The organism is Telluria sp. Soil_C_11 (genome assembly GCF_057657395.1).
Genome location: NZ_JBDGIN010000011.1, coordinates 89,820 through 105,723, shown reverse-complemented (window position 1 = coordinate 105,723; position 15,904 = coordinate 89,820). Strand labels below are relative to the sequence as shown.

Annotated in this window: 14 protein-coding genes and 1 tRNA gene; 13 read left to right on the top strand and 2 right to left on the bottom strand. The window is 68.2% G+C overall.

Annotated elements, in window-relative coordinates; genetic code table 11:
* The first annotated feature begins 28 nt into the window (after positions 1-28).
* The 6 genes from AC3A6M_RS18000 (at position 29) to AC3A6M_RS17975 (ending at position 3,089) form a co-directional block, all read left to right on the top strand.
* Complete coding sequence (locus AC3A6M_RS18000; protein WP_487854091.1) at positions 29-820, top strand: class I SAM-dependent methyltransferase; 792 nt, start codon at positions 29-31, stop codon at positions 818-820.
* Positions 821-842: 22 nt separating this feature from the next.
* Positions 843-1,286 carry a ribonuclease HI gene (rnhA, locus tag AC3A6M_RS17995; RefSeq protein WP_487854090.1) on the top strand — a complete coding sequence of 148 codons (444 nt, stop codon included), beginning with the start codon at positions 843-845 and terminating at the stop codon, positions 1,284-1,286.
* Positions 1,287-1,349: 63 nt separating this feature from the next.
* Positions 1,350-2,060: a DNA polymerase III subunit epsilon gene (dnaQ, locus tag AC3A6M_RS17990; RefSeq protein WP_487854089.1), complete on the top strand. Its 711-nt coding sequence runs from the start codon at positions 1,350-1,352 to the stop codon at positions 2,058-2,060.
* A 70-nt stretch (positions 2,061-2,130) separates the two neighbouring features.
* Positions 2,131-2,205, top strand: a tRNA-Val gene (locus AC3A6M_RS17985).
* A 133-nt stretch (positions 2,206-2,338) separates the two neighbouring features.
* A complete protein-coding gene (locus AC3A6M_RS17980; protein WP_487854088.1) occupies positions 2,339-2,581 on the top strand; it encodes a VOC family protein in 243 nt (80 codons plus the stop codon).
* A 91-nt stretch (positions 2,582-2,672) separates the two neighbouring features.
* A complete protein-coding gene (locus AC3A6M_RS17975; protein WP_487854087.1) occupies positions 2,673-3,089 on the top strand; it encodes an SDR family NAD(P)-dependent oxidoreductase in 417 nt (138 codons plus the stop codon).
* Here the strand turns inward: AC3A6M_RS17975 and AC3A6M_RS17970 are convergent.
* Entirely contained in the window at positions 3,071-4,852 is a 1,782-nt protein-coding gene (locus AC3A6M_RS17970) for a PHA/PHB synthase family protein (RefSeq protein WP_487854086.1), read from the bottom strand. The genes AC3A6M_RS17975 and AC3A6M_RS17970 overlap by 19 nt on opposite strands.
* A gap of 249 nt (positions 4,853-5,101) precedes the next feature.
* Between AC3A6M_RS17970 and AC3A6M_RS17965 the strand changes: the two genes are divergently transcribed.
* From AC3A6M_RS17965 to AC3A6M_RS17955, 3 genes are read left to right on the top strand one after another with little or no spacing between them, the layout of a single operon-like run.
* Positions 5,102-7,021, top strand: coding sequence for a TOL_0244 family TonB-dependent receptor (locus AC3A6M_RS17965; RefSeq protein WP_487854085.1), 1,920 nt, complete (start codon positions 5,102-5,104; stop codon positions 7,019-7,021).
* A gap of 13 nt (positions 7,022-7,034) precedes the next feature.
* Positions 7,035-7,604: a TOL_0243 family YfiR-like periplasmic protein gene (locus AC3A6M_RS17960; RefSeq protein WP_487854084.1), complete on the top strand. Its 570-nt coding sequence runs from the start codon at positions 7,035-7,037 to the stop codon at positions 7,602-7,604.
* Positions 7,605-7,606: 2 nt separating this feature from the next.
* A complete protein-coding gene (locus AC3A6M_RS17955) occupies positions 7,607-10,045 on the top strand; it encodes a sensor histidine kinase, YfiR-like protein-associated (RefSeq protein ID WP_487854083.1) in 2,439 nt (812 codons plus the stop codon).
* Positions 10,046-10,057: 12 nt separating this feature from the next.
* Here AC3A6M_RS17955 and AC3A6M_RS17950 read toward each other — a convergent pair whose 3' ends face one another.
* Complete coding sequence (locus AC3A6M_RS17950) at positions 10,058-10,966, bottom strand: LysR family transcriptional regulator (protein WP_487854082.1); 909 nt, start codon at positions 10,964-10,966, stop codon at positions 10,058-10,060.
* A gap of 121 nt (positions 10,967-11,087) precedes the next feature.
* Here AC3A6M_RS17950 and gcl point away from each other — a divergent pair, with 121 nt between their 5' ends.
* The 4 genes from gcl to AC3A6M_RS17930 are packed head-to-tail and all read left to right on the top strand — an operon-like array spanning position 11,088 to position 15,849.
* On the top strand, positions 11,088-12,872 hold the full coding sequence (gene gcl, locus AC3A6M_RS17945; protein WP_487854081.1) for a glyoxylate carboligase: 1,785 nt from the start codon (positions 11,088-11,090) through the stop codon (positions 12,870-12,872).
* A gap of 13 nt (positions 12,873-12,885) precedes the next feature.
* Entirely contained in the window at positions 12,886-13,665 is a 780-nt protein-coding gene (gene hyi, locus AC3A6M_RS17940) for a hydroxypyruvate isomerase (RefSeq protein WP_487854080.1), read from the top strand.
* Positions 13,666-13,696: 31 nt separating this feature from the next.
* Positions 13,697-14,590, top strand: a complete 894-nt coding sequence (locus tag AC3A6M_RS17935) for a 2-hydroxy-3-oxopropionate reductase (RefSeq protein ID WP_487854079.1) — start codon at positions 13,697-13,699, stop codon at positions 14,588-14,590.
* A complete protein-coding gene (locus tag AC3A6M_RS17930) occupies positions 14,587-15,849 on the top strand; it encodes a glycerate kinase type-2 family protein (protein WP_487854078.1) in 1,263 nt (420 codons plus the stop codon). Before AC3A6M_RS17935 ends, AC3A6M_RS17930 begins: the two co-directional genes overlap by 4 nt.
* The last annotated feature ends 55 nt before the right edge of the window (positions 15,850-15,904 follow it).

Here is a 15,904-nt window from a genome sequence, read left to right as displayed (position 1 = left end):
GATAGATGCGTAAGCAAAAAGGGGTGGCATGGATAGCGCTGCATCGGAAAAATCCATTATAGCCCTCGACCGGTGGCTGCAATCGCCGGCCGGGGCCTATGTGCGCGCCTGGGAACAGGCTTGCCTGGACGAACTCACCGCCGATATCTTCGGCTTCAACGCCGTGCAGATCGGCGTGCCGCAGATCGACGCGCTGGCGGCCAACCGGATGCCGAACAAGTGGCAGGCCGCGACCCGCACCTCGACCGCCGACGAACTGGCGATCGCCGCCGGCGGCAAGCAGATCGCCGTCGCGCTCGACTTCGCCGACCTGCCGTTCGCCTCGCAGAGCCTGGACCTGGTGGTGCTGCCGCACGTGCTCGAGTTCGCGGCCGAGCCGCACCAGGTGCTGCGCGAGGTCGAGCGGGTGCTGATCCCGGAGGGGCAGCTGATCATCTGCGGCTTCAATCCGGCCAGCATGTGGGGCGTGCGCCAGGGCATGGGACGCATCACCAGCAGCGCCTACCTGCCGACGGCGGGCGAGTTCATCTCTATGCCCCGGCTGAAAGACTGGTTAAAATTGTTGAATCTCGGCGCCACGCGCAGCCACTTCGGCTGCTATGCGCCGCCTTTCCGCACTTCCCAGTGGCTGCACCGCTTCGCCTTCGTCGAAGGGGCGGGGCAGCGCTGGTGGCCGTATCTCGGGGCCGTGTACATCGTGCATGCGATCAAGCGCGTCAAGGGAATGAACATCATCGGGCCGGCCTGGAACAAGAAGCCGGGCAAGGCGCCGCAGGCGGTGCCGGCGACCAACCGCAACGAACGCAACAAGCAGTCCTAGAACGAGAGGAATACAAGGCAGCATGACGACCAAAGTAGAGATTTTTACCGACGGGGCCTGCAAGGGAAATCCGGGCACCGGCGGCTGGGGCGCGCTGCTCGTGGCCGATGGCGGCCACCAGAAGGAGATCTTCGGCGGCGAGCCGAACACCACCAACAACCGCATGGAACTGCGCGCCGTGATCGAGGCGCTGACCGTGCTGAACCGTCCCTGCCACGTGGTGCTGCATACCGACAGCCAGTACGTCCAGAAGGGGATCTCGGAATGGATCCACGGCTGGAAGGCGCGCGGCTGGAAGACCTCGACCAGGGAGCCGGTCAAGAACGACGACCTGTGGAAGGCCCTCGACGCCGCCCAGCAGCAGCACGCGGTCGAATGGCGCTGGGTGCGCGGCCATAATGGCCATCCCGGCAACGAGCGCGCCGACGTGCTGGCAAACATGGGCGCGGCCTCCGTCAAACGCTGAAGGCCGGCGCCGCGTCTGGTAAAATAAGCCTTTGATTTTCAACGAATTCACCCTGATAAGCGCATGCGCCAGATCGTCCTCGATACCGAAACCACCGGCCTGAATCCCCGCACGGGCGACCGCGTCATTGAAATCGGCTGCGTCGAAATTTTCAACCGCAAGCTGACCGGCAATAACTTCCACCGCTACATCAATCCCGAGCGCGACTCGGGCGAAGCGGCGCTGGCGGTGCACGGCCTGACCACCGAATTCCTGAGCGACAAACCGAAGTTCCACGAGATCGTCGAGGAACTGCGCGAGTTCGTGAAGGATGCCGAGATCATCATCCACAACGCGCCCTTCGACCTGGGCTTCCTGAACCACGAATTCGAGCGCCTCGGCCTGCCGCCCTTCGTCGACCACTGCAGCAATGTGATCGATACCCTGGTGCACGCGAAGGAACTGCATCCGGGCAAGCGCAACTCGCTGGACGCGCTGTGCGACCGCTACGGCATCTCGAACGCCCACCGCAAGCTGCACGGCGCACTGCTCGACTCGGAGCTGCTGGCCGACGTCTACCTGGCGATGACCCGCGGCCAGAACACGCTGTCGATGGACATGGAAGCCGACGATGCCGCCGGCGGCGCGCAACTGCTGGAAGCCGGTCCGCTGGGCGAGATCATCGTGCTGCCGGCAGCCCCCGATGAGCTTGCGGAGCACGACAATGTGCTGGCCGCACTCGACAAGGGCGTGAAGGGAGAATGTGTTTGGAGAAAATATTCTCTGCAGGGGTGACAAAACGCAAAACTCCCCCTATAATGCTCGTCATTGCAGCGACGCAATCGCAGCAAAGCAGTAGAAAGTAGGGCGGTTAGCTCAGGGGTAGAGCACAGCATTCACACTGCTGGGGTCGCAAGTTCGAAACTTGCACCGCCCACCAGGATTCGTCGAAAAGGCCAGCATGCGTGCTGGCCTTTTTGCTTTGCGTGTATCTCAAAGCAGGAGGGTTCGATGGACGACATCGGTGTCGTGAGACTGATCAGGGGTGGTACATCCAGATAGCGTCGCCGGCCATGCCTCAACTGCAAATCGGCATGATCCGCCGCGATCACGCCTTCACGCCGAAGGAATTCCAGCGCCCGGCACAGGGCGTCATCATTTCCGTACAGGTGGCGGACGTCGACCGTAGCTACGCGATGGTGCTGGAGCGCGGCCTTCGTATCGCGGAAGAATTGCGTGATGAAAGCTTCGGCATGCGGCGCTTCATGGTCGCCGACCCGAATGGGCTGCCGGTCAATATCTTCTCCTTCCCCTGAGCTCGCACCTGCCACGCAAGCCGATGCTCCCGCGCTGAACTCTCGCTGCCCGCCGCGGTCCAGCGCATAAGGGTTTCGCCCGGGAGGCATCATGCAAAGGACTGCGGTGGTAACGGGAGGCACGCGTGGCCTGGGCAGGGCGATTGCGCTTGCCCTGCGCGACAGCGGCTGCCGCGTGGCGGCCAGCTATCACAACGACGACGAGGCGGCGCGGCGCATGCGGGACGACACCGGCATCGCCGTGTTCCGCTGGGACGTGGGCGATTACGACGCCTGCACGGCCGGCCTGGCCCAGGTGGCGCAGGCGCTCGGTCCGGTCGACATCCTGGTCAATAACGCCGGCGTGACGGCCGATGCCATGTTCCACAAGATGAGCAAGGCATGGTGGCCTTCCTGGCGGACGATGCCGCCGGCTTCTTCACCGGGGCGACCTTCGACGTCAACGGCGGGCAGTACCTGGCCTGAGCGGTCGGTGGCGCCGGGGCGCCGTCACGGCTGCAGCACGTAGGTGCCGGGCGCGTCGCCCAGGCTCTCCACCGGGCCCGGGGGCGCCGTCAGCGGGCCGGCGCGCGCGGCCAGCCAGGCTTCCCAGGCCGGCCACCAGCTGCCCTCGTGTTGTTCGTTGGCGGCCTGCCAGCGGTCCGGCGCGATGTACGGGGCGTCGTGGTGATGGGTGGAGACCTGGTAGCTGCGCTTCGGCGTGCCCGGCGGCGACACCACCCCCGCGTTGTGCCCGCCGGTCGTCAGCAGGAAGGTGACCTCGGTGTCGGTGAGGGGAACGATCTTGTAGACCGAATGCCAGGGCGCGACGTGATCGGTCATGGTGCCGACCGCAAAGATCGGGATATGGATGTCGGTGAGCGCCACCGCGTGGCCGTCCACGATGTAGCGCGCGCTGGCCAGGCTGTTTTTCAGGAACAGCCTGTGCAGGTATTCCGAATGCATGCGGTAGGGCATGCGGGTGGCGTCGGCGTTCCACGAGGCGAGGTCGTTGTCCTTGTCGGGGATGTCGAGCAGGTAGTGGCGCAGCCGCCGCGACCAGATCAGGTCGTGCGAGCGCAGCAGCTGGAAGGCGCCCGCCATCTGGCGCGTGTCGAGGTAGCCCTGCTGCCACATGACGGCCTCGAGGAAGGCGACCTGGTTGTCGTCGATGAACAGGGACAGCTCGCCCGGTTCGGTAAAGTCGACCTGGGCCGCGAGCAGGGTCATGCTGGCGAGGCGTTCGTCGCCGTCGCGGGCCATCGCCGCCGCCACGATCGACAGCAGGGTCCCGCCGAGGCAGTAACCGAGCGCGTTGACCTTGCGCGCGCCGGTCTGGGCGACGACGGCATCGAGCGCGGCCATCACGCCCAGGCGCCGGTAATCCTCGAGCGACAGGTCGCGGTCCTCGGCTTCCGGATTGCGCCACGAGATCATGTAGACCGTGTGGCCATGCTCGACCAGGTAGCGCACCAGCGAATTCTCGGGCGACAGGTCGAGGATGTAGTACTTCATGATCCAGGCCGGCACCACCAGCAGCGGCAGCGCGTGGACTTGCGGGGTCTGCGGTTCGTAGCGGATCAGTTCGATGAGGTGGTTGGCCATCACCACCTTGCCCGGCGTGACCGCGACGTCGCGGCCCGGTCGGAAAGCGACCGCGGCGGCGCCGCCGGACAGTGCGCGCCGCAGGTCGCCGGCCGCGCGCAATGCCCCGTGCAGCAGGTTTTCGCCGCCGCTGGCGAGCGTGGCCTGCTGCGCCACCGGGTTGGTGGCGATGAAATTCGAGGGCGCGAGGCCGTCCAGCAGCTGGCGCGCGACGAAGGTGACGACGTCGCGGTGGTGCGGCGAGACGCCGCGCACCCCGCTGGTGGCGCGGTGCCACCATTTCTGGCTCAGCAGGAAGCCCTGGCTGATCCCGTTGTAGGGCCAGGTATGCCAGGGCGGGTCGCTGAAGCGCTTGTCCTGGGCCAGCGGCCGCACCGGCTCCGCGGCATTGCCGAACATGGCCGTCGCGCAGTAGCGCAGCCATTCCTTCATGCCGGTGAGCGCCTGGATCCCGAGCTCCATCTGCTTGGCCGGCGACAGCAGCAGGTGGAAGGCCCAGTCCTGCCACGCCGCGGCCAGGGCGGCCGGCGACACATAGCCGGTCATGCGGCCCAGCCAGGCGTTCAGTGCAAGGTCGATATGGGCGTGTTCGACGCTGGTCTCGGGGTAGCGTGGCGCCGCGCCTCCTTGCCAGGCGCTGGCTTCGCGCAGCTGCTCGCTGGGCGGGATGTCGGGACGGGCGTTCATGAGGCCTCCTTTGTGATTTCGACCCGACTTCGGCAGTTTGGTGCCGCAACAAAGGTAGGCCGGGATCAAATTTTCGTGCCCGGCCCACGCTTGCTGCGTTGCCAATTAAACACGAGCTATGCAGTCAATATAAGTTTGTGTCATGGAATGTGTATAAGTTACAATGTCGCAAAGAAATCATCCGCCCTCATCGTGACGCCGCTTCTTCCTCGAACGTTCTACCCGCGCCTGCCAGGCGCTGTCGATCAAGTGCGCCTCCTTCCCCTGGTCCGCTGCCTCGCCCTGGTCCTGATCGCCACGCACGCCCGTGCGGACGCGCTCGCGCCCGGCGCCAGGGATCTCGGCGACCTGAGCCTGGAAGAGCTGGCCAATATCCAGGTGACCTCGGTATCGCGCCGTCCGGAAGCGCTGTCGGACGCCGCATCGTCGATCTTCGTGATCACCGGCACCGACATCCACCGCGCCGGCGCCACCACCTTGCCGGAAGCCTTGCGCTTGGCGCCGAACCTGCAGGTGGCGCGCGTCGATGCCCGCAACTATGCCGTCACGGCGCGCGGTTTCAACAGCGCGTTCGAGAACAAGCTGCTGGTGCTGATCGACGGGCGGACCGTTTATTCGCCCCTGTTTTCCGGCGTATTCTGGGATGTCCAGGACGTGGTGCTGGAAGACGTCGAGCGCATCGAAGTCATCAGCGGACCGGGCGCCACGCTGTGGGGCGCAAATGCCGTCAACGGCGTCATCAACATCATCACCAGATCGGCCGCGAGCACCCAGGGAACCCTGCTCAGCGCGGCCGGCGGCAAGGACGAGCGCAGCGGCGCGGTGCGCCACGGCGGCGCGCTCGCGGGCGGCGGCCACTACCGGGTGTACGGCAAGTACGCCGCCAGCGACGACCTGCGCGCAGAAAGCGGCGCCACCGTGCCCACCGGCTGGCAGCGCCGGCAGGCCGGCTTCCGCGCCGACTGGGACGGCAAGGCCCGCAACGCCACGGTCCAGGGCGACCTCTACGACGCCAGCCTGCACCAGAAGGGCACGGCGGACATCCGCGTGCGCGGCGCCAACCTGCTCGGGCGCGTCAACCACGGCTTCGCTAGCGGGTCCACCGCGACCGTGCAGATGTACTGGGACCATACCGAACGCGACCAGCCGCTGGCCTTCGTCGAGCACCTCGACACCCTCGACCTGCAGCTGCAGCATGCGGTGAACCTGGGCCAGGGCCATCGCCTGGTCTGGGGCGGCGGTTACCGCTGGGGACATGACCGCGTGCGCAACGGCGCCGCCTTCGGCTTCCTGCCGGGCACCATGAACCTGCACTGGGCCAACCTGTTCGCCCAGGACGAGATGGCGCTGCGCGACGACCTGCGCCTGACCGCCGGCCTGAAGTTCGAAGACAACAACTACACCGGCGTCGAAGTCCTGCCGACCCTGCGCCTGGCCTGGAATCCGCACCCGGCGGCGCTGGTCTGGGGTTCGCTCTCGCGTTCCGTGCGCGCGCCCTCGCGGATCGACCGCGACTTCTATTCGCCGACCGCACCGGCCGTGGTCAACGGCGTCCCGCGCTATGCGGTGGCGGGCGGCCCGGACTTCCAGTCCGAAGTGGCGGACGTGTTCGAACTCGGCTACCGCGCGCAACCGACGCCGTCGCTGTCGTACTCGGCCACGGCTTTCCATGGCCGCTACGACAGGCTGCGCACCCTCGAGCCCAACCCGCACGGCAGCGGCTCGGTCTTCCTCAACATGGCCGACGGGCGCACGCGCGGCATCGAAACCTGGGCCACCTGGCAGGCCGGCAAGGCCTGGCGCCTGTCCGGCGGCGGCGTGGTGCAGCGCGTCGATACGGCGCTGGACGCCGGCAGCAAGGACGCCTCCGGCACGACCGGCCTGGCCACCAGCGACCCGAGCCACTACTGGATGCTGCGCTCCACGCACGACCTCGCGGACGGGCAGGAGCTGGACCTGACCCTGCGCCATGTCGGCGCGCTCCAGAAGCCGGCGGTGCCGGCCTACACGGCGGTCGACCTGCGCTACGGCTGGCATCTGCGCGAGGGACTCGAACTGTCCCTGATCGGGCGCAACCTGTTCGATCCGCACCATGCCGAATTCGGCGCCGCCGGCGCGCGCCACGATTACGAGCGCGCCGTTCTCCTCAAGCTGGTCTGGAACCTGTAACGCCGTGCGAGACTTGCGACTCTTTATCAGGCGCGCCGTCATCCCGCTGTGGCTCGGCGCGGCCGTCCTGCATCTCGCCGCTCCCGCGGCGGCGGCCGGCGCCGGCATGGTCGCCAGCGAGGAGCGGGTGGAAGCGGCCTACCTGCACAAGTTCCTGAATTATGCGGAATGGCCGCCGGCCGGCTTCCCGCAGGCCGACACGCCGTACGTGATCGGCGTCGCCGGCGACGACACGGTCGCCGACGAGCTGGCGCGCATCGCCGCCGGGCGCAGCGTCAACAACCGCGGCGTGATCGTCAAGCGCCTGCTGCCGGGCGATACGGTGAATGGCCTGCACATGCTGTACGTCGGCCGCGCCGAGCGTGCGCACCTGGCCCAGTGGCTGCGTCTCGCCAGGGGGCGGCCGATCCTGACCGTGAGCGCCTTTGACGGCGCGCTGGAGCAGGGCAGCATCATCAATTTCCGGATCGTCGACGACCGGGTCCGCTTCGAAGTCTCGATCGATGCGGCCGAGCAGAGCGGCATCCACCTGAATTCCCGTCTCTTTAGTGTTGCCACGAACGTGGTGAAAGGAAGCCGTTGACCATGTTTGGCGCCGTTCGACAATCCATCTCGCGCAAGCTGGTGCTCGGGGTGCTGGTGACCACGCTGACCGCGCTGCTGGTGGCCTGCGCCTCGATGCTGGTGCTCGACATCCGCAACTACCAGACCGGCTGGGCCGACGACCTGCGCGCCCAGGCCGACATCCTCGCCGAAGTCACCAAGCCGGCCCTCGAATTCAACGACGTCAAGGTGGCCCAGGAGAACCTGCTGCAGCTGCGCGCCAGGCCGCTGATCGTCAACGCCGCCATCTACCGCGCCGACGGCTCGGTGTTCGCCAGCTACGGCAAGACCGCGCAGGACATGCAGCGCCTGCCGAAGCGCATGCCGCGCGCCGGCAACACGATCGACGGCGGGCAGATCGCCGTCGCCACCACCATGCAGCGCAACGGCGACCTGATCGGCACCATCTACGTCGCGGCCGAATATCCGCTGATGGCCCAGGTGCGGCGCTACCTGTCCATCCTCGGCGCAGTCCTGCTGGGCAGCCTGCTGGTCGCAGTGCTGATGTCGAGCTGGCTGCAGGCCGCCATCATCAAGCCGGTGCTGGCGCTGACCGATGCCGTGGACCAGGCCGTCCGCCGCCGCGACTTCTCGATGCGCGTGCAGAAGACCACCGAGGACGAGGTCGGGGTGCTGGTCGACGCCTTCAACGGCATGCTCGACGAGGTCGGCGAGCGCGCCACGGCCCTGGAGCAGTCGCACGCGCAGATGCAGCACGAGATGGCGGTGCGTATCGAGGCCGAGGAGGCCGTGCGCCAGCTGAACAATTCGCTGGAAGAGCGCATCCGCGAACGCACCACCGAACTGGAAAAGACCCACGCCCAGCTGCGCCAGTCGCAGAAGCTGGAAGCGATCGGCCAGCTCACCGGCGGCGTCGCGCACGACTTCAACAACGTCCTGCAAGTCATCGCCGGCAACCTGCAGCTGCTGCAGATGTCCCTGGCGGGCAACGCGGAAGCGCAACGCCGGCTGGAAGCCGCGGCCTTCGCGGCCGACCGCGGCGCCAAGCTGTCGTCGCAGCTGCTCGCCTTCGCGCGCCGCCATCCGCTGCAGCCGGTGGCGACCAACATCGGCCGCGTCCTGCGCGGCATGGACGACCTGCTGCGCCGCGCGCTGGGCGAATCGGTGCAGATCGAGACCGTGGTCGCCGGCGGCCTGTGGACCACCCTGGCCGACCCGCACCAGCTCGAGAACGTGATCCTGAACCTGGCCATCAATGCGCGCGATGCGATGAAGGGCGACGGCCGGCTCACGCTGGAACTGAATAACGCCATGCTGGACGATCACTACGTGCTGCACGAGCCGGAAGTGTCTCCGGGCCAGTACGTGATGCTGGCGATCTCGGACACCGGCTGCGGCATGCCGCCGGAAGTCATCGCGCGCGCCTTCGAACCCTTCTTCACGACCAAGCGCGAAGGCGAGGGCACCGGCCTGGGGCTGTCGATGGCATATGGCTTCGTCAAGCAGAGCAATGGCCACATCCGCATCTACAGCGAAGTCGGCAGCGGCACCACCATCAAGATCTACCTGCCGCGCTCGATGCAGCCGGAAGTCGAGTTGCCGAACCTGCGCAACGCGCCGGTGGTCGGCGGTAGCGAGACCGTGCTGGTGGTCGAGGACGACCTGGCGGTGCAGGCGACCGTGGTCGACATGCTGCAGGGACTGGGCTACCGCGTGCTGAAGGCCAGCGACGGCCAGGGCGCGCTGACCATCCTGCAGAGCGGGATCCCGATCGACCTGCTGTTCACCGACGTCGTGATGCCGGGTCCGGTGCGCAGCATCGAAGTGGCGCGCCAGGCCAAGCAGATGTTCCCGGCCATCGAAGTCCTGTTCACCTCGGGCTATACGCAGAACGCCATCGTCCACGGCGGCCGCCTGGACCCGGGCGTGGAGCTGATCAGCAAACCCTATCGCCGCGACGAACTGGCGCGCAAGATCCGCCAGCTGTTCGCCGCGCGCAAGGAAAGCGGTGCGCTGCCCGCGCCTTCGGCCGTTGCGCCGGCGCCGATGCCGGCGTCCGAAAGCGAGGAAGCCGGCCAGGCCGTCGCGGCGGCGCCGAAGTCGATCCTGGTGGTCGAGGACAACCCGGACGCCCGCGCCATGCTCGGCGAACTGCTGCTGCTTCTCGGCCATGCGGTCGAAGCGGTCGGCAGCGCCGAGCAGGCGCTCGAGCTGCTGGCGGAGCGCCGCTTCGACATCCTCCTGACCGACCACTCCCTGCCGGGCATGACCGGGCTCGAACTGGCGCGCACGGTGCTGGCGCACGGCTACCGGATGCGGATCATCTTCTCGTCCGGCTACGGCGCCCAGGCGACCCCGGGCCTCGAGGTCGAGCCTTCCTTCCTGCCCAAGCCCTTCACCCTGGCCGCGCTGCAGAAGGTGCTGGACGAGGCGACCTGCGCGGACGGCGCCCGCGGCTGATGCGGGCGGGCTTCAGGCCCGTTCCCAGTAGCCCGGCGTGTGGTAGATCCCCTTCAGGTAATCGATGAAGTGCCGGATCTTCGCCGGCAGGTAGCGCTGCTGGGGATAGACGGCCTGGATCGGGTAGTCGTTCACCGCGAACCCGTCGAGCACCGTGACCAGTTCGCCGCGCTTCAGTTCGGCCTGGATCTCCCAGGTCGAACGCCAGCCGATCCCCAATCCCTGTTTCACCCAGTCGTACAGCAGCTCGCCGTCGTTGCAGGCAAGGTCGCCGTCGACCCGTACCGCGAACGGCCTGCCGTCGCGCTGGAAGGTCCAGCCGCGCTGCTGGCCGCCCTGCAGGTTGAAGGCCAGGCAGTTGTGGCGCGCCAGGTCTTCCGGCTCCGCCGGCGTGCCGTGGCGCTCGAAGTAGGCCGGCGTGCCGCACACCACGCGGCGGTTCGGGAACAGCGGAACCGCCACGTAGTTGGGGTCGAGCACCTGGCCGATCCGGATCGACATGTCATAGCCCTCGCGCACCAGGTCGACCACGCTGTCCGTGAAATTGAAGGACATCTTCAGTTCCGGGTGGATGGCGCGGAACGGCGGCGCGTGCGGTGCGATGTGCGAGCGGCCGAAGGCGGCCGGGGCCGACACCACCAGGTGGCCGCGCACCGTGCTGCGGCCGGCGCTGATGCTGTTCTCGGTGATGTCGAAGTCGCGCAGCAGCTGGCGGCAGGGCTCGAGGAACTGCTCGCCCAGCGCGGTGAGCGAGAGCCCGCGCGTCGAGCGGTGCATCAGGCGCACCCCGAGCCGGCGTTCCAGCGCATCCAGGCGCCTGCCCATCACCACCGGGGTCACACCTTCGACCATGGCGGCGGCCGCGAAGCTCCCTTTTTCCGTGACCAGCACGAAGCTGCGGATTTCCGTGTAGCGGTCCATTCCCCTCCATTCAATACTTGAAGTATCGACAGAGAGAATAGTAGCAGCAATTCAACAGCGTGCCCCATGCCGCTATCCTGACTTCATCGATCCGATTCACACCAACCCGATGGAGGCGACCATGGCCCGTATGAGGGCAATCGACGCGGCGGCGGCAGTACTGCGCAAGGAAGGCGTCAGCAGAGTGTTCGGCGTGCCAGGCGCCGCAATCAACCCGTTCTATTCGGCCATGAAGCGCAACGGCGGCTTCGGGCACGTGCTGGCGCGCCACGTCGAGGGCGCCTCCCACATGGCCGAGGGCTATACCCGGGCGCGCGCCGGCAATATCGGCGTGTGCATCGGCACCTCGGGCCCGGCCGGCACCGACATGATCACCGGCCTGTACTCCGCCTGGGCCGATTCGATACCCATCCTATGTATTACCGGCCAGGCACCGCGCGCCCGCCTGCACAAGGAAGACTTCCAGGCGGTCGACATCGAAGCCATCGCCAAGCCGGTCACCAAGTGGGCGGTCACGGTGCGCGAGCCGGCGCTGGTACCGCGCGTGTTCCAGCAAGCCTTCCACATCATGCGCTCCGGACGTCCCGGCCCGGTGCTGATCGACCTGCCGTTCGACGTGCAGATGGCCGAGATCGAATTCGACGTCGAGACCTATGTCGCGCTGCCGGTGTACAAGCCGTCCGCCACCCGCGCCCAGGCCGAGAAGGCGCTGGCCATGCTGAACGAGGCCGAGCGGCCCGTGATCGTGTGCGGCGGCGGCGTGATCAACGCGGATGCCGCCGCGCGCCTGCAGGAATTCGCCGAGATCGTCGGCGTGCCGGTGATCCCGACCCTGATGGGCTGGGGCTCGGTCCCCGACGACCATCCGCTGATGGCGGGCATGGCCGGCCTGCAGACTTCGCACCGCTACGGCAACGCCACCCTGCTGGCCTCGGACTTCGTGATCGGCATCGGCAACCGCTGGGCGAACCGCCACACCGGCTCGGTCGAGGTGTATACCAAAGGCCGCAAGTTCGTCCACATCGATATCGAGCCGACCCAGATCGGGCGCGTGTTCGGGCCGGACTACGGGATCGTCTCGGATGCCGGCGCCGCACTCGACCTGCTGATCGAGGTGGCGCGTGGGATCGATTCGATCGGCGGCCTGCCGCGCCGCGAGGCCTGGCTCGCCGAATGCCAGGAGCGCAAGCGCACCATGCTGCGCAAGACCCACTTCGAGAGCGCGCCGATCAAGCCGCAGCGCGTGTACGAAGAGATGAACCGCGCCTTCGGCCGCGACACCTGCTACGTCAGCACGATCGGCCTGTCGCAGATCGCCGCGGCCCAGTTCCTGCACGTGTACAAGCCGCGCCACTGGATCAACTGCGGCCAGGCCGGCCCGCTCGGCTGGACCGTCCCGGCGGCGCTGGGCGTGTGCGCGGCCGACCCGCAGCGCGAGGTGGTGGCCATTTCCGGCGACTATGATTTCCAGTTCATGATCGAGGAGCTGGCGGTGGGCGCGCAATTCCGCCTGCCTTACCTGCACGTGGTGGTCAACAACGCCTACCTCGGCCTGATCCGCCAGTCGCAGCGCGGCTTCGACATGGACTACTGCGTGCAGCTGGCGTTCGAGAACATCAACGCGCCGGAGCTGGGCAGCTACGGGGTCGACCACATCGCCGTGGCCGAAGGCCTGGGCTGCAAGGCGATCCGGGTGCGCGACGCCGACGACATCCAGCCGGCCTTCGCCCAGGCGCGCGCCTGGATGCGCGAGCACCGCGTGCCGGTGGTGGTCGAGATCATCCTCGAACGGGTCACCAACATCGCGATGGGGACCGAGATCGACGCCATCAACGAGTTCGAGCCGCTGGCCGATCGTCCCGCCGATGCGCCGACCGCGATCGCCCACGCCACCGCCTTTGCCTGACCGGAGAAACGCCATGCCAAGATTCGCAGCCAACCTGACGATGCTGTTCAACGAACTGCCTTTCCTCGAACGCTTCAAGGCGGCCTCCGAGGCCGGCTTCCGCGGCGTCGAATACCTGTTCCCGTATGCCTTCGAGGCCGGCGCGCTGGTCGAGCGGCTCGACCGCCACGGCCTGCTGCAGGTCCTGCACAACCTGCCGGCCGGCGACTGGGAGAAGGGCGAGCGCGGCATCGCCTGCCATCCTGGCCGCACGGGCGAGTTCCAGGACGGCGTCGGGCGCGCCATCGACTACGCGCGCCAGCTCGGCTGCCGCCAGCTCAACTGCCTGGCCGGCATCGCGCCCGCCGGGGCCGATCCGGAAACCGTGCACCGCACCGTGGTCGAGAACCTGCGCTTCGCCGCATCGAAGCTGAAGGACGCGGGCATCCGGCTGCTGGTCGAGCCGGTGAACACCTTCGACATCCCCGGCTTCTGGCTGAACCGCACCGCGCAGGCGATCGCCCTCATCGACGAGGTCGGGTCCGACAACCTCTACCTGCAGTACGACATCTACCACGCCCAGCGCATGGAAGGCGAGATCGGCAAGACGATCGCCACCCACCTGGGCCGCATCGCGCACATCCAGCTGGCCGACAACCCCGGCCGCAACGAGCCGGGCACGGGCGAAATCAACTTCCCGTGGCTGTTCCGGCATATCGACCGGCTCGGCTACGACGGCTGGATCGGCTGCGAATACAAGCCGGCCGCGGGCACGCTGGCCGGGCTGGGATGGCGCCAGGCGCTGGCCGGCTGAACACCACACTCGACAACCTGGAGGAGCAAACATGGCAAACATCGGATTCATTGGCCTGGGCATCATGGGCACCCCGATGGCGGGACATCTCGTCAAGAACGGGCACCGCCTGTTCACCTACACCCGCGGCGAGACGCCGGCCGCGCTGCTCGACGCCGGCGCGCGGCCATGCGCCAGCAGCGCCGAAGTGGCGAAGCAGGCCGACGTGATCATCGTCATGGTGCCGGACACGCCGCAGGTGGAGGAAGTGCTGTTCGCACCGGACGGCGTGGCGGCGGGACTCAGCGCGGGCAAGATCGTGGTCGACATGAGCTCGATCTCGCCGGTCGCCACCAAGGACTTCGCGCGCCGCATCAATGCGCTGGGCTGCGACTACCTGGACGCCCCGGTGTCGGGCGGCGACGTCGGCGCCCGGGCGGCCAGCCTGACCATCATGGTGGGCGGCGGCGAGGCGGCCTTCGACCGCGTGCGGCCGCTGTTCCAGCTGATGGGCAAGAACGTCACCCTGGTCGGCGGCAATGGCGACGGCCAGATCACCAAGGTCGCCAACCAGATCATCGTCGCGCTGACCATCGAAGCGGTCGGCGAGGCCCTGCTGCTGGCGGCCAAGGCCGGCGCCGATCCGGCGCGGGTGCGGGAAGCGCTGATGGGCGGCTTCGCCTCCTCGCGCATCCTGGAAGTGCACGGCGAGCGCATGATCAGGCGCACTTTCGCGCCGGGCTTCCGCATCGACCTGCACCGCAAGGACCTGAACCTGGCCTTGACCACCGCGCGCCAGCTCGGCGTGGCGCTGCCGAACACCGCCACCGCCCAGGAGCTGTTCAACACCTGCGCCGCCCACGACGGCGGCGGCTGGGACCACTCTGCGATGGTGCGGGCGCTGGAGGTCATGGCCAATTTCTCGATCGGGCAGGAAGGCCGATGAACGCGGGGCCGCGCGGGCTGCTGGCCCGCATGTTCGACGCCGCCGTCGCCGCGGCCCAGCCGGCGCTGCGGATCCCGGCCTGCCTGCCGGCCCGGCCCAGGGGCCGCACCGTGGTGATCGGCGCCGGCAAGGCGTCAAGCGCGATGGCGCAGGCGCTCGAACGCCACTGGAGCGGGCCGCTGACCGGGTTGGTGGTCACGCGCTACGGCTACGCCGTGCCCTGCGAGCGCATCCGCATCGTCGAGGCGGCCCATCCGGTGCCGGATGCCGCCGGTTTGGAAGCGGCGCGCCAGATCCTGCTGGCGGTGAAGGGCCTGGGTGAGGACGACCTGGTGATCTGCCTGGTCTCGGGCGGCGGATCGGCGCTGCTGCCGTTGCCGGGCGAGGGCGTGAGCCTCGAAGACAAGCAGCTGGTGAACCGCGCGCTGCTGGCGTCCGGCGCCAGCATCGGCGAAATGAATTGCGTGCGGCGGCACCTGTCGGCCATCAAGGGCGGGCGCCTGGCGGCGGCCTGCCATCCGGCCCGGGTGGTCAACCTCCTGATTTCCGATGTGCCCGGCGACGACCCGGCCGACATCGCTTCCGGGCCGACGGTGGCGGACCCCGGCACCTGCGCCGACGCGCTCGGGATCGTGCGCCGCTACGGCATCGAACTGCCGGCCGGCGCGCGGCGCCTGCTGGAGAGCGGCGCCGGCGAGACCGTCAAGCCCGGCGATCCGCGGCTGGCCAGGGTGACTACCCGGATCGTCGCCTCGCCGCAGATGGCGCTCGAAGCGGCGGCGCAGGTGGCGCGCGCGGCCGGCGTCACCCCGCTGATCCTCGGCGACAGCATCGAGGGCGAGGCGCGCGAAGTGGCCAGGGTCATGGCCGGCATCGCGCTGCAGGCGCGCCGCCATGCCCAGCCAGTGGGCGCGCCGTGCGTGCTGCTGTCCGGCGGCGAGACCACGGTGACGGTGCGCGGCCAGGGACGCGGCGGGCGCAACGTCGAATTCCTGCTGGCGCTCGAACTGGCGCTGGGCGGCGCGCCCGGCATTCACGCGCTGGCCGCCGACACCGACGGCGTCGACGGCGCCGCGGAGGTGGCCGGCGCCTTCCTCGCGCCCGACACGCTGGCGCGCGCCCGCGCGCAAGGCCTGGACCCGCGTGCGAGCCTGGACGACAACGACGGGCACGGCTTCTTCGGCGCGCTGGGCGACGCCCTGGTGACCGGGCCGACGCTCACCAATGTCAACGATTTCCGGGCGATTTTGCTGACCTGATCGGGCGAGCTCGATGGCGCTTGTCGTGCCGTCGTCCCCGCGGAGGCGGGGACCC

Excerpts from the sequence above, each read along its gene's own strand:
- AC3A6M_RS17980 (WP_487854088.1), top strand. The coding sequence starts at position 2,339 with ATGCCTCAACTGCAAATCGGCATGATCCGCCGCGATCACGCCTTCACG.
- gcl (WP_487854081.1), top strand. The coding sequence starts at position 11,088 with ATGGCCCGTATGAGGGCAATCGACGCGGCGGCGGCAGTACTGCGCAAG.
- AC3A6M_RS17950 (WP_487854082.1), bottom strand. The coding sequence starts at position 10,966 with ATGGACCGCTACACGGAAATCCGCAGCTTCGTGCTGGTCACGGAAAAA.
- AC3A6M_RS17955 (WP_487854083.1), top strand. The coding sequence starts at position 7,607 with ATGTTTGGCGCCGTTCGACAATCCATCTCGCGCAAGCTGGTGCTCGGG.
- dnaQ (WP_487854089.1), top strand. The coding sequence starts at position 1,350 with ATGCGCCAGATCGTCCTCGATACCGAAACCACCGGCCTGAATCCCCGC.
- AC3A6M_RS17935 (WP_487854079.1), top strand. The coding sequence starts at position 13,697 with ATGGCAAACATCGGATTCATTGGCCTGGGCATCATGGGCACCCCGATG.
- rnhA (WP_487854090.1), top strand. The coding sequence starts at position 843 with ATGACGACCAAAGTAGAGATTTTTACCGACGGGGCCTGCAAGGGAAAT.
- AC3A6M_RS17975 (WP_487854087.1), top strand. The coding sequence starts at position 2,673 with ATGCAAAGGACTGCGGTGGTAACGGGAGGCACGCGTGGCCTGGGCAGG.
- AC3A6M_RS18000 (WP_487854091.1), top strand. The coding sequence starts at position 29 with ATGGATAGCGCTGCATCGGAAAAATCCATTATAGCCCTCGACCGGTGG.
- AC3A6M_RS17930 (WP_487854078.1), top strand. The coding sequence starts at position 14,587 with ATGAACGCGGGGCCGCGCGGGCTGCTGGCCCGCATGTTCGACGCCGCC.
- hyi (WP_487854080.1), top strand. The coding sequence starts at position 12,886 with ATGCCAAGATTCGCAGCCAACCTGACGATGCTGTTCAACGAACTGCCT.
- AC3A6M_RS17970 (WP_487854086.1), bottom strand. The coding sequence starts at position 4,852 with ATGAACGCCCGTCCCGACATCCCGCCCAGCGAGCAGCTGCGCGAAGCC.